10 protein-coding genes and 2 pseudogenes are annotated in these 13,113 nt (G+C 43.3%); all 12 read right to left on the reverse strand.

The genetic code is table 11. The annotated features are described in order from the left end of the window. Positions 1–298: 298 nt before the first annotated feature. The 12 genes and pseudogenes from ACTWJ7_RS19525 to ACTWJ7_RS19580 all read right to left on the reverse strand — a co-directional run bounded on the left by ACTWJ7_RS19525 (position 299) and on the right by ACTWJ7_RS19580 (position 13,079). Positions 299–1,306, reverse strand: a complete 1,008-nt coding sequence (locus ACTWJ7_RS19525; protein ID WP_079344557.1) for an ABC transporter substrate-binding protein — start codon at positions 1,304–1,306, stop codon at positions 299–301. Positions 1,307–1,447: 141 nt separating this feature from the next. Continuing rightward, positions 1,448–2,638, reverse strand: a complete 1,191-nt coding sequence (locus tag ACTWJ7_RS19530; RefSeq protein ID WP_301878591.1) for a glycoside hydrolase family 5 protein — start codon at positions 2,636–2,638, stop codon at positions 1,448–1,450. 194 nt (positions 2,639–2,832) lie between these two features. Next, positions 2,833–2,951: pseudogene (locus ACTWJ7_RS19535) on the reverse strand (tRNA-binding protein); the annotation flags it as partial. Between the two features lie 41 nt (positions 2,952–2,992). Next, positions 2,993–3,985: an aldo/keto reductase gene (locus ACTWJ7_RS19540; RefSeq protein WP_301878592.1), complete on the reverse strand. Its 993-nt coding sequence runs from the start codon at positions 3,983–3,985 to the stop codon at positions 2,993–2,995. Positions 3,986–4,223: 238 nt separating this feature from the next. Further along, the gene (locus tag ACTWJ7_RS19545; protein ID WP_079344554.1) at positions 4,224–5,132 is read right to left on the reverse strand and encodes an AraC family transcriptional regulator; all 909 of its coding nucleotides are present in this window, start codon (positions 5,130–5,132) and stop codon (positions 4,224–4,226) included. Between the two features lie 16 nt (positions 5,133–5,148). Continuing rightward, positions 5,149–6,150, reverse strand: a complete 1,002-nt coding sequence (locus ACTWJ7_RS19550) for a LacI family DNA-binding transcriptional regulator (RefSeq protein WP_301878593.1) — start codon at positions 6,148–6,150, stop codon at positions 5,149–5,151. Positions 6,151–6,278: 128 nt separating this feature from the next. Then, positions 6,279–6,413: pseudogene (locus ACTWJ7_RS19555) on the reverse strand (gfo/Idh/MocA family oxidoreductase); the annotation flags it as partial. A 350-nt stretch (positions 6,414–6,763) separates the two neighbouring features. Beyond that, positions 6,764–7,480, reverse strand: a complete 717-nt coding sequence (locus tag ACTWJ7_RS19560) for an amino acid ABC transporter ATP-binding protein (RefSeq protein ID WP_373456367.1) — start codon at positions 7,478–7,480, stop codon at positions 6,764–6,766. 4 nt (positions 7,481–7,484) lie between these two features. Further along, a complete protein-coding gene (locus ACTWJ7_RS19565) occupies positions 7,485–8,930 on the reverse strand; it encodes an amino acid ABC transporter substrate-binding protein/permease (protein ID WP_301878594.1) in 1,446 nt (481 codons plus the stop codon). A 351-nt stretch (positions 8,931–9,281) separates the two neighbouring features. Continuing rightward, positions 9,282–9,989, reverse strand: coding sequence for a hypothetical protein (locus ACTWJ7_RS19570; RefSeq protein WP_443145790.1), 708 nt, complete (start codon positions 9,987–9,989; stop codon positions 9,282–9,284). Positions 9,990–9,997: 8 nt separating this feature from the next. After that, positions 9,998–11,422, reverse strand: coding sequence for a M1 family metallopeptidase (locus tag ACTWJ7_RS19575; protein ID WP_443145791.1), 1,425 nt, complete (start codon positions 11,420–11,422; stop codon positions 9,998–10,000). 271 nt (positions 11,423–11,693) lie between these two features. Continuing rightward, complete coding sequence (locus ACTWJ7_RS19580; protein ID WP_301878596.1) at positions 11,694–13,079, reverse strand: MFS transporter; 1,386 nt, start codon at positions 13,077–13,079, stop codon at positions 11,694–11,696. Positions 13,080–13,113: the final 34 nt, after the last annotated feature.

Below are 13,113 nucleotides of genomic sequence, written 5' to 3' on the forward strand. Positions count from 1 at the left end.
GTATCCACGATCCTGTCAGGATGTGCTTTGTTTTGTCCGGTAAGGGTCTGTGGATGAGAAGAACTTCACTTTATTATAACTTTATGGAGATTCCTTTTGGAAACTATGGTGGAGATCTGAAATTCAGGACAAAAAACAAACAAAGAAAGCCGCTGTTTTAGCGACTTTCCATTGAAGTTGATAGATAAATTTAAACATTCTGATGAGTTCTGTACAATCGTGTTCTGAGCAATGGTAACTATCAACGTTGCCCCTGCACGAATTGCTAAATAGTTTTGAAGCTTCTTGGGTACAAACCTTACTTCACCGAAAGAAGGCTGTCCGAGATAAACTTCAGCTGGCCTTCCAGTGATACAGGGTCGTTGTATGTGTCGGATGTCGGATCAAGCTGGAACACATTACCTGCCTTGACTGCAGGTAGATTTTTCCACAGAGCATTATCGTAAACAATCTGCGGATCGCTTGTATCTCCCGACCACGGGCTGGTGAAGATGATGTCACCGGCATAATCCGTCAGCACTTCCATCGAAATGGAGGCCCAACCTGTACCACTGTCAATCGCCTCTGTCTGAGCTTTGGCTGGGGCTTTAAGGCCAAATTCACTATAGATGATCTCGCCGCCACGACCGAAATTATGGCCGAAAACATACAGTCCCTTGGTGTATGGATTCAAGATCGAGACTGTGCGGTCGCCTACGACCTCCTGCACCTTCGGCTTCAGCTCGTTAATCTGTGCTTCCCATTTCGTGATCCAGTCTTTCGCCGCATCTTCTCTATTCGTCAGCTTACCCAGTTCAAGCATGAGGTCTTTATAGTTGCGCTCACCATACTTGATCTGTACTACAGGTGCAATTTGTGACAACTGATCAATTCCCTCTGCACCTGTATAAACAATGATCAAGTCAGGCTTTAAGCTGACCAGTTGCTCGGCTGTTGGCTTCTCACCCAGATCTGTTGCACCTTCATTAGTCAGCTGATCCTTAATGTACTTGTTGTCCATCGCACCTGACAGCGCCCCGACTACCGGAGCGTCCAGAGCAACAAAGTATCCTGTCGAAAATGCAGTTAGATCAATAATTCGCTTGGGGTTTTTAGGAACTTGTACTTCTCCTGCATCCGATTGATACGCAATGGTTTCTCCTGATTCATCAGCTGACGCTGCATCAGTCGTTGTACCTGTCTCCCCAACTGCATTTGTGCTGGTCTCAGTCGCCTTATCCGTCGTTGCAGACTGGCTGCACGCACTCACTATGAGAAGGGCCATCAGTGCAAGCACAAGAAATATCGAATTAGTTCGTTTCAGCAAAATAACCCATCCTCTTCATTGATATTGATAATCGTTATCAACGATATCATGATACGGATGGTTTGACAAGATTATTTTACTAGGAACGCACCTCCTTTAACTATTGCTTTGCTTGCCTGTAATTACCACAATAACCGAGGTTCACTTCGTCAAGCTTCCCTTTATTTCATTCCAAATTGGATTATCTGCCTTACTGCGGGCAGGCAGCGCCCCTTTTTCAATCGCATCCCAATACTTCCAGTTCGGCTTCTCACTGCCTAATTCATAGTCCATCCCGTCCCACGTATCTTCACGAAATGCGTAGAAAGCCCAATGCCATCCATACTCATTAAAGATAGAAATCAGATCTGCCATGTAGCGATCTGCACATTGAACCATTCGGTTCGTTCCGAATTCCGAAGCGATAATACGGTTCGCAGGTACGTCATGATCTGATGCCCACTTGGCAACTGGCTCGACAAATTGTTTGAGAGCCTGGCGGTTAAACTCTTTTTCCGTCTGGTCATTCCCGACCTTTACATTCCCCGGATAAGAGTACGTAAATCCTTTTTTCTTGTTTTGGCTTGTCATTTCATAAGGCTCGTACATATGAAAAGCATACAGCACGTTAGGATCATCAATCGGCTTCAAATACGCAAAGGCCCAAGGCGTTGCATAGAGTCCTGAATCTACAATAATGGGGGTCGTCTGGTCGACCGTTCGGATTTCTTTTACGATTGTGTCATAGAGTGAATTCAGATCCGCTGCGGTATGTTCCACTTTGGTATACCACTCCAAATAATCCTGTGTCCAGAAGTCGTGGAAGCCCGTTGCCGTTTCCGGATGAGGCTCATTAATCAGGTTATAGCCGATGACGGCAGGATGATTTTTCAATCGTGTCGCAAGATCCTTCCAGAACTGAGCAGCTTGCTTGTGATATTCAACATCATTCCAGATCCGATCATCATTTTTGGCTCCATTGAACTGCCGCCAACGGTCTCCCGGCAAACTAAGCACTGTAACCACAACCTTCATCCCTTTAGCCTCGGCGGCATCCAGATCCGCTTTGAGTCGGGCAAAATCCGCTTCCACGATACCTTCGTACTTATCCGAGCTCCCGATCAAAAAATCTGCATTCATATGTTTATCCGGCTGATCGTTAAACAAAAAATCCCGATCTTTGCTCCACTTATCCGGCGCGAGCCGGACGAACGCTATGCCTTCATCCTTGGCCGCTTCATAGTTTTCCGGAAGAGACGTGGAATTCATAAAATTTGTCCCTTTCCGCTGTTCATTCCAATAGCTCATTTTCTCTGAAGGAACTGCTGCCTTCTCCTCCTGATGACTGTTCATCCCTGAAACCTCCAATGGTTTTGGAGAGGCTGTATTGGAACTGCAACCAGCCAATGCAAGCATAATGACAGCCGAGAGTAAAACATTTTTTCCGATTGGCCAACTCGATTTCGTTGATATTTTCTTCATAATCAATCACCTCGATAGCCATCTTACCCGTTGTCTGTTACGCCAATATGACAAAAAACGCTCTGTTAACCAATCGGTGTCCCATCGGGGAGTTCGATATCTGGTTTTAATAGAACAACATCACCTTTTTGGGTATTCCTCCCAGAACCAATACTTCTGAATTGAAACCGGCGATTCGACGAGGCACGGATTTTGCCCAAAAATAGACAGCCATTCCAACCGCTATTACTTAAAACCAACATTAAGTCCATATACCGGATGAGGTACATAATGCTCTTCCAGACATGCAATTTCTTCAGAAGTTAACGTAATCGCCAGAGCTTCAGCAGCATTTTCGAGATGGGATATCTTCGTAGCGCCAATAATCGGAGCTGTAACCGGATCCTTGTGCAGCAACCAGGCAAGCGCGATTTGGACCCGGGGAACGCCGCGTTTTTCTGCGATATGTGCAACCTGCTCAACCACCAACTGATCGGTACTGGCTGTTGCATCGTATTTTGCTTTTTGCACCTGATCCGTCTCAGAACGTTTTGTCGTTTCCTCCCAATCTCTGGTCAGTCGACCAGAAGCAAGCGGACTATATGGAATCACACCAATTTTCTCTTCCTGACAAAGAGGCATCATTTCCCTTTCCTCTTCACGGTAGATCAGGTTATAGTGGTTTTGCATCGATACAAATCGGGTCCATCCATTTTTCTCAGCGACATATAAAGCCTTTTGGAATTGCCATGCGGACATGGCAGAAGCGCCAATATATCTTGCCTTCCCTGCTTTCACCACATCATGTAATGCTTCCATAGTCTCTTCGATCGGGGTATGGTTGTCCCAACGGTGAATTTGATACAGATCCACATAATCGGTTCCCAGTCTCTTGAGGCTCTTGTCGATCTCACTCATAATTGCTTTTCGAGAAAGTCCAGCGCCATTCGGACCATCATGCATGCGGGAAAACACTTTTGTCGCAAGGACAATTTCATCCCGATTTGCATAGTCCTTGAGAGCCCGCCCCAGGATCTCCTCACTTGTTCCACCTGCATATACATTTGCTGTATCAAAGAAATTAATGCCGATCTCCAAGGCTTTTTGAATAACGGGACGACTATCCTCCTCATCCAATACCCATTGATGAAATCCACGCCCTGGTTCACCAAAACCCATGCAGCCAAGACAAAGCCGAGATACATCCATACCTGTATTTCCTAATTTAACATATTCCATTAGTTAATCCTCTCCTCAGTCTTTTTGGTTGCTACAACGTCGTACCCATGAGTCAAGAATAACAAGAAAAGAGATACGTTTCTTTGCTATTAAGTTCATCTGATTTGTTTATTTAGCCCATTTGTCTCTATAGATAAACAAAAAAGCGCTTCACGACATTTTATCGCGAAGCGCTTTACACAAGAACGTTATATAACGATAACTATCTTTTCTAAAGGGTGAAGAGGTCCAGATGAGCTTATTTTATCTTTTCCTCACTGTGCTTGCATTGCAGCCTATACTCCGACGGTGGAAGCCCGAACTGAAGTTTGAATACTTTGGAAAAATGGGCAACGTTTTCGAAACCTGTTGAAAAACAGACATCCGTGACAGACAGAGACGTCTCTGCCAGCAGTTTTTTGGCTTTATCCAGTCTCTGATTACGAATATATTTCAGAGGAGAAGTATGGTATACAGCCTGAAAGTCCCTTTTGAAGGTAGACAGGCTTCTGCCGGACAAATAAGCCAGATCACTTATGGATATGGGATTGGTGATATTCTCCTCTATCATTTTGCCGAAGTTACTGTTTTTATCATGATTCTGCTGCAGGAGTTGCTGTAAGAAATGCTCATTGGCATTCGCCAGATGAAACAGGAGTTCCATGAATTTGATCCGTACCAGCCCGTCATTTACCTCTTCCGGTGTTTCAAAATAGGGTTTCAATGACGTTATATAAGAGCGAGTGAGCTCATTGACCGGAATAACGGATACTGGAATAAACTCATTTACGATCTCTGTCGGTTTGAAACCAGAGAACTGAACAAATTCCTCAAGCATATTTTCGTTCAGGAAAAACATCATGTAGTCCAGCATGAATTCAGAGCCGAGTTCTCCCGACTTTATGTAATCAATTCGAATGGATTTATGAAGAAAAACCATTTCATTACTGCGCACGGTGTATTCCTGATCCTTGAATCGAACCGTGTACACGCCAGATATGACGAACAGCAACATGTGTTCTTTCAGAAAATAGGAACCTGTTGTCCCTTGTGTGTGCAAACAAAATTTAATGACGGATAACCCGTTCTGCTTTAAACTTCCTTGCTTGTCTGGTGCACGTTCCAGCTCTTGTGGTGCCTTGATTACTTTTTTGCTTCTCACGGACATGAGCAGACCCGCCTTTTTAGCTTTTCATTATAGAATAACAGGAAACAGAGTCACGTTCGACACACTGTATATTGACCTTATAAATCGATTCTACAGCCTCACCTTTTAACATTTGAAATAATACGTGTCCGGCAAGGGAACCGGCATCTGTTTTGGGTTGTCGAAAAGTGGTAAGCGGTGGATTCAGGTATTCGGATAAATGTATGTTGTCAAAACCGATGATGGATAGATCTTCGGGTATGGAGACCTGATTTTCTTTAAATGCCTCCAAGCCTCCAATGGCCATTTCATCATTCGCAAAAAAGACCGCGGTTGGAAGTTCTCCTTCCATTAACATCTTGGCTGCGTTGTAGCCGCCTGTTTTTATAAATTGTCCACCTAATCTCCAATTCTTATTCTCTTCCATTCCTGCTTCATGCATAGCTCTCAAATAACCCTGATATCGCATTAAATTGCACTCCGAACTTAAAGGTCCGCTGATATACGCTATTGCACGGTGCCCTTTATCCAGCAGGAAACGGGTTGCCATATAACCACCCTGCTCATCATCCATCAGAACATTTACTATATGCTCACTGTGCAGTTCACGATCCATCACAACAATAGGAAACTCCGTGTCAGCAGCCTGCAGCAACAATTCATCTTCAATATTTTCAGCGATTATAATTACGCCGTCCAGCCTTCTCTCCCTGATGAAGCGTGCGGCTGTCGATCGCTCTCCACCTAAAGAACTGCATACGATCAGGTCATATCCCTGACTTATGGCGACGGATTCAATCGCACTGACCAATTCAGAAAAATAGGGGACGGACATATCATGAACAATAATACCGATGGTTTGTGTCTTTTTTCGCTTTAATTCGGATGCGGCTCCATGCTTGATATAATTAAGCTCATTTGCCGCTGCAAGTACTTTCTGTCTTGTGTGCTCACTTACATATTTCTTGCCGTTAAGTACACAGGATACGGTTGAACTTGCGACACCCGCTAACCTTGCTACATCTTTAATCGTTATCATTAAATACTCCCCAAGAAGACTGTTATTGGTTCACTGGTAAATGCATTTTATCTCATTCACCGCATTTTAACACGTCATCTTGGGAAATGCACAAAAAGATACAATCGATCAAAAATTTCAAGGATATATTATAGATCAGGTCCAAATACAAGATTTGCGGATTGTTTGGCTTGTTCAATAACCTCCATCACCTTCTCACTATGCTTAAGCATAGTGGTAACCTTCTCCAGATCTTGCTCACGGATTATACGCTCGAATTCAATCGCCTTCGATTACGTATTAAACGTGATTTACTCCTGTATTTTTCAAATCGACTACACCAAAAACATGCAAATGACTGCAAATTCGTTGGAGAATTTCCATTTGGAAGAGTGATCCGCATTCATGTAATACGCCTGCGTTGCATCATAATGCTTCTGGGAGATGGGAGATATCGCCCTCCCCTCACTTGTCCGCAACCGATTGGTTTATGCGACGGCCGAAAAGGCCAGTGTTGATTGAGAAGAATGCCAAATACACCCCTCAGAATTTCATCGGTATCCTGACGGTTTATCCAATGTCTATTCTAAGGGGTGCATTTCACTGATCTTAAAAAGGGTTTTAATTTGACGTTTTAGAGTACTTTTTCTAGGAAGCTGATCGTGCGCTCATTCTTCGGATTTCCGAATATCTCTTCGGGAGTCCCTTGTTCTACGATAAATCCACCGTCCATGAAGATAACCCGATCCGCAACTTCACGGGCAAACCCCATCTCATGGGTGACGATCATCATCGTCATGCCTTCGCTCGCAAGGTCTTTCATTACACCGAGTACTTCGCCTACCATTTCGGGGTCAAGCGCCGATGTTGGTTCGTCGAATAACATAACATCCGGGTTCATGGCAAGCGCTCGTGCGATAGCTACACGTTGTTTCTGTCCGCCTGATAGTTGATTTGGATAGCTGTCTGCTTTATCCGACAAACCAACACGATCAAGCAAACGAAGTGCGGTATCGCGGGCTTCTTTTTCATTTAAGATCCCCAGTTCTCTGGGTGCAAACATAATATTTTTAAGCACGCTGAAATGAGGAAACAGGTTAAAATGCTGAAATACCATGCCAATATTCTCCCGTGCTTTGTTAATGTTCGTTTTGGGATCATTCAGATCCCGATCATCCACAATAACCCGTCCAGCCGTAATCTCATCTAATTGGTTAATGCAACGCAAAAACGTACTTTTACCCGAACCTGAAGGTCCGATGACACAGACAACCTCACCCTCGAGGACGGACATATCAATTCCCTTTAGAACCTGATTCGAACCGAAACTTTTCTTTAATCCTTCAACCATAATTTTACCCACGACGAACCTTCACCTCCAGATAATCAGCGATTTTAGTCAATGTGATAATGACAATCAGGTACATGACCGCAACAGTCAACCAAATGTCAAAAGAGGCGAACGTTCTTGCGATGACAATTTTACCGGATTGCGTCAACTCCACAAGGCCAATGACGGATAAGATCGACGTATCTTTCAGTGTAATGACCATCTGATTAATAAATGAAGGGATCATAACCCGTATGGCTTGAGGAATTACGATCTTTATCATTGCTTTACGATAAGGAAGACCCAGTGAACGGGCGGCTTCCATCTGTCCACGGTCAATCGATTGAATCCCGCCACGAATAATTTCGGTTACATATGCCCCTGCGTTCAGACTTAGTGTAAGAATGGCGGCCAGAAACAGCGGCATCGTAAAGCCCATAGCCTGCGGAATTCCGAAATAGATAAAGAACGCGAGGACAATCAATGGTATCCCGCGGAAAATATCCACAAATACGGTTGCAACACCACGAAGGAATTTATTTTGCCCCACTTTCATAAAGCCAAATATCAAGCCGATGATAAAGGCAAAAAACAGAGATACAATCGTATATAAGAGTGTGTTTCCCAAACCTTTGAACAGCGAAGGAAGCGATTTCTGAATCAATTCCCAACGACTTTGGGTTGCCACTAGGGAATTTTCACCAAGGTACTTCTCTTTAATACGTTCATACTCACCGCTTACCTTAATATTCGTCAAACCCTCGTTAAACATCTTAAGTAGTTCCTGATTCTTACCCTTACTTACCGCAAATCCGTAGGAAGCCCCATCTTCTCTATCAGTAACGATTTTCAAACCGTTATTCTGATTTACCCCAAATCTTAAAACAGGTTCATCTTCAAAACATGCAACCGAATTACCGGTTTTCACATCATCATACATCTGCGAAGAATCATCAAACGGAACGATGGTAAAGCCATATTTAGAGGAAATGGATTCAGCAAAGCTGTACCCTTCTGTGCCCGTTTTCACAGCGACCTTTTTACCGCGAAGATCTTCGTAGCTTTTTACAGTATCATTATTGGCACTTATCCCCATCACTACGCCTGATTGATAATAAGGCTCTGAGAAATCAAACTTTTGTTTACGTTCATCCGTAATACTCATTCCCGCGATGACGCCATCTACCTGATTGGACTCAAGCGCTTGCACTGCTGCATTAAATCCCAGGGCTTTGATTTCATAGTTGAAATTCTGGTCTTTGGCGATGGCATCCAGCAAATCCATATCAATGCCTACATAATCCCCATTTTCATCTTGATATTCAAACGGTGCAAATGTAATGTCCGTGCCGATCACATACGTTTTTCCTGAATTGGAGTTTGCATTGGCATCCCCCGACCATCCGGATAACCCCGCTACTAGGAGCAGAATTAGTGATAGTACAAAAAATGAGACCTTGGTTTTTTTCATATGTCCTCCTCATCTCGGTGTTCTCCGAATTCTGATCATTTTCTTGTCGTTCATGTTACTCTCGTACATTTTCAGGTGTCTTCACACATTATATTGTTATTATTTGCAGGATATTAACAAATTAACAATCAATGCTTTCCCTTACATTCTTCACTTTCCTCCGCAACGTTATATTTTACATCCATTTAAAGATCCACGTTATATTTACCCTTCAGGACAGCTTTTAAAAACCTAAATTGAACTTAAATAAAAAAGTCGCCATATAGGCGACTCTATAACAGACGATATTATGATCTTCCCATGACAATTGCCAAAGGATTAATCTTTCTTTATTAGATTGAACACTTCGAATTATTCTTCAGCAAAAAATTTTGAAAGTGGATTTTCCACTTTTTTATCCAGTGTTACCTTGCCAGTCTTATCAAGTACATAGTACTGATAATAAGCATTCGTGAATCCAATGGATTCCTGCATTTTCATCATAAACGATTCAAGACTCCCACCGCTCAATTGATCTTCATTCCAGAAATAGTGCAGCATTAAGCGATTCTGATTATAAGGATGTTTGATTATATACGCTCCCGCTGCCGACGGTTGATTCATGGTCGTCTTCCATTGAAAGCCGATACGGGTGGCACGGTCCATGATGCTGGGTTTCAAAGCTTGTACAAAACCATTGGATTTGACATTACCAATTACAATCAGATTGCTGGTGGCCAGCTCCTTTTTCATTTTTTGCTTTAATACCGAACGGTCCCTAATCACGTCATACTTCACTCCGCTCAAATCCAGAAGAGTTGTCAATTGGTTAACCATAGCTTCCTGTTGTTTGCTCGCTGACTTGCTCACCTGATCACTCAGCACAATGGCTAATGGCTCACCTTGAAGGGTTTTATCCATCACGCGGCTCATGGTTTCAAAAGGCAAATTCGGAACCTGAGTTAAGGCTGATTCATACAGCAATTGAAATTGATCATGCAGATATGCAGCTTTTTCCTCCTTGGACAGTTGATATTCAGGCTTCAGCACAAAATTGGGCTCATACAAAGCCGTCTTCATTTCCTTTCTCACCTCTTCCCCAGTACATCTTCTATAGTTTGGAGAAATCCGTCAATCGTAGCGTTTTGATACACATAGCGTTTAAAATACACTTTCATAAATGCATCAAATTTCTCTTCCCCGACAGAGCGGTACAATTGGTATATCGCTTGGCGGCCTTTATCGTAATAGACAGGACTTGCCAAATCTCCTACCTCGTCATTGGTTGAAGCAATGGCCTTATCCACCGTGGAATCGTCAAATTGGATGGATTTGAAACCACTCAGCTTATCCCCCTGCTTCTCAGCAAAATAAACTTTGGAAAAATCCGCAAAGCCTTCATCCAGGAAGGACTCCGTCTCCGAATCATTTCCGATTAACGCATGGAACCACTGATGTGCAATTTCGTGGACAAATACCGTGTCCTGTTCAGGAGCCGCGTTTATTCCGATTTGTCCCATTTGAATGGCCCTAGAATATTCGATAGCCACACCTTCCACATACGATTCAACAATGCGGAATTCAGGATAAGGGTATTTACCGTATTTGTCGCTGAAAAAATCAATGGCTTTGAATGCTTGGTCAATATATCCATCAACGATCTTTTTCTTACCTGGCTGGTTATCAAAATAATAATACTCTACGGTGAGGCCATTGCGGGTTACGCTGTCCACTTTGAAGTTTGGACTGGCAAAGAAAACAAACTCCCTTGTATTCTTTGCCACGGTGGATACCACTTTCCGTCCTTTCTCCACGTCATCTTGTGTTGTTAACGCACCGGGCATCATTACCTGATATTGATCGGGAACATTGAACTGAACTTCATAATCCGCGGACGTATAATAATCCGTTTCAAAGGTTTGACTATATGGTTTGCTATCCCATTCATGCTTGGCCTCGTTATACACTGACATTACAGGGAACCAGTGAGCCCCATTAATAATATCTTTGTAATACGACAAGCGCTGTGAGCCATAGGGAATCTTCAGATTGAAATGGACTTGAACCGAAACGGATTTTCCGGGCTGAAGAGGCTGCTCCAGTTTCACCGTCAAGGCTTGGTTTTTATTACTGAAATCAAGGGCTTGCCCGCCGGTCGCCACCTTCTCAATATCAATGCCTCCAAGAAAATCTTCCGGCTTCTTATCAGGATTATTTTTGCTGATTTCTTCATTTGAACGTGTAAACATGCTCGTCTGGGTTGATTTCGAAAGGTTGGCATCTGCGTAAGTATGAAGAACCAGCTGATTCAATGTATCTTTGCTTGTATTTCGGTAAGTAATGGATTCATTGCCCTGAATCGTCATCTTCTTCTCATCCAGCCGGGCTTGAATTCGGTATTGAATAGGCGCCTGAGCATTAACGTCGTCTGTGGCTTGTGAAATAGCAGATACAGGAGATGCTTGAGCAGCAGCACTACCTGTACTTATTAATGGGCATGCGGTCAGAATCAAAGCGAGTGCGGTGACTGCTGTTATTTTGACTCGATTGGATGTTAAGGAACGTGAATGATTGATATAAATCTCTCCCTCGAATGATTTTTGAAGCACAAATGCAAGTATAGGAGACCAACCTTACACTGATTTAATGTGTATCTTAAATTTCGTTTAAAAAAAGTGGCTATTTGTATTAAATGAGCATGATGAACGATTATCCAGGTTGGGAGAAGTCGGTTTTCGTTATGCTCCGTCCTTTTTTCAGTTACTCATAATGATTAATTTAACGCTATAATACCTGCGTTCCTGACATTCTCTGGCGTCGTACGGTCATCAAGATTAAAGATGCAGCTAATATCGTCAGGATGATTCCGAGCGTTTGGAAACCGATAAAACTGAAAGTATCTCCCATGACAATGCCAATCAACAATGACGACAAAATAGTACCCAGATATCTCGATGTATTAAAAATACCCGATGCGACACCAATCATTTCTCCGGGTGTGCTCTTAAACAATGCCGCCTGCATACCGACACTGTTCAACCCGTTACTTATACCAAATACAGCTAGGGGCATGATTACATTCACAACCGGCGAAGCTTTATCCAATACCACAATCATGATGGACCCGAGCGTCATTAACACGGCAGAAACGATCAAGGCGGGTCGTGTCCCTGATTTGTCAATCCACCGTCCTGCTAGAGGAGAGCTGATGAGTGAACATAAACCGAGGGTAAGCATGATTATTCCTGTATGAACTTCGTTGAGATGGCGAACCTGCTGCAAATAAGATGGTATGCCAAAAAACAGAGCGTAAAACAGAGTGTTAACCAGCATAAATTGTACATTTACCCATGTCATCTCGGGATGTTTGGCAAATACCCGCAGCGGAATAAAGGGGGACGCCGTTTTCCATTCATGCCGTATAAAAGTCGCTAATGCAATCAAACCGACTCCGCCTGCCATAAGGTGCCATGTTGAAAGATGTCCGGTTGATTTAACTGAAAGCAAGCTCATTAGCAGAGTTACCAAAGCGATTGTGAACAAAAGTATGCCTGGCGCATCAATCAACAGGAACCATTTCCTGATGGATATGTCACCATGGTTGGATATGAGTGCCCCATCTTTGGGAATCGTTTTCCAGGCGATTATAAAGCTTGCGATTACCAATGGAATATTCACAAGGAAAATGCTTGGCCAGTCCCACCAGTGAATCAATACACCACCAATAAAAGGGCCTACCGCTGCTGCACCAGACAGAAACATTGCGAGGACTGACAAGGCGGCAGCCTGTTTCTCAGTAACATGGATTTTTACAATCGCCATCCCAACGGCTACCATCATGCTTGTGCCAACAGATTGAATGATGCGGATTACGATGAGCCACGAAAAGTTTGGAGATAACGGAGCTAACATGGAGGAAACGAAGACAACAACAAGACCAGTAAGGAATATCTTTCTGCGGCCGAACAGATCACTGCACTTGCCCATGACAGGTTGAGCCACAGCACTGGCAATGTAAAAGGAAAAAATGATCCACGAAACTGCCGTAACATCAAGTAGATATACTTGTTGAAGTCTTGCAATCGCTATAGATATCATGGAGGAATTTAACGGATTCAGCATGATTCCCAAGCCGACAGCTATCATTAACCATATATTTCGAGTGTTCATTATGTGTGCACCTCCTTCTTCTGTTGTCATCTTA

The organism is Paenibacillus sp. 1A_MP2 (genome assembly GCF_052244825.1).
Taxonomy (GTDB): domain Bacteria; phylum Bacillota; class Bacilli; order Paenibacillales; family Paenibacillaceae; genus Paenibacillus; species Paenibacillus vandeheii.

Excerpts from the sequence above, each read along its gene's own strand:
- ACTWJ7_RS19550 (WP_301878593.1), bottom strand. The coding sequence starts at position 6,150 with ATGATAACGATTAAAGATGTAGCAAGGTTAGCGGGTGTCGCAAGTTCA.
- ACTWJ7_RS19565 (WP_301878594.1), bottom strand. The coding sequence starts at position 8,930 with ATGAAAAAAACCAAGGTCTCATTTTTTGTACTATCACTAATTCTGCTC.
- ACTWJ7_RS19580 (WP_301878596.1), bottom strand. The coding sequence starts at position 13,079 with ATGAACACTCGAAATATATGGTTAATGATAGCTGTCGGCTTGGGAATC.
- ACTWJ7_RS19545 (WP_079344554.1), bottom strand. The coding sequence starts at position 5,132 with ATGTCCGTGAGAAGCAAAAAAGTAATCAAGGCACCACAAGAGCTGGAA.
- ACTWJ7_RS19530 (WP_301878591.1), bottom strand. The coding sequence starts at position 2,638 with ATGAACAGTCATCAGGAGGAGAAGGCAGCAGTTCCTTCAGAGAAAATG.
- ACTWJ7_RS19560 (WP_373456367.1), bottom strand. The coding sequence starts at position 7,480 with ATGGTTGAAGGATTAAAGAAAAGTTTCGGTTCGAATCAGGTTCTAAAG.
- ACTWJ7_RS19540 (WP_301878592.1), bottom strand. The coding sequence starts at position 3,985 with ATGGAATATGTTAAATTAGGAAATACAGGTATGGATGTATCTCGGCTT.
- ACTWJ7_RS19570 (WP_443145790.1), bottom strand. The coding sequence starts at position 9,989 with ATGAAGACGGCTTTGTATGAGCCCAATTTTGTGCTGAAGCCTGAATAT.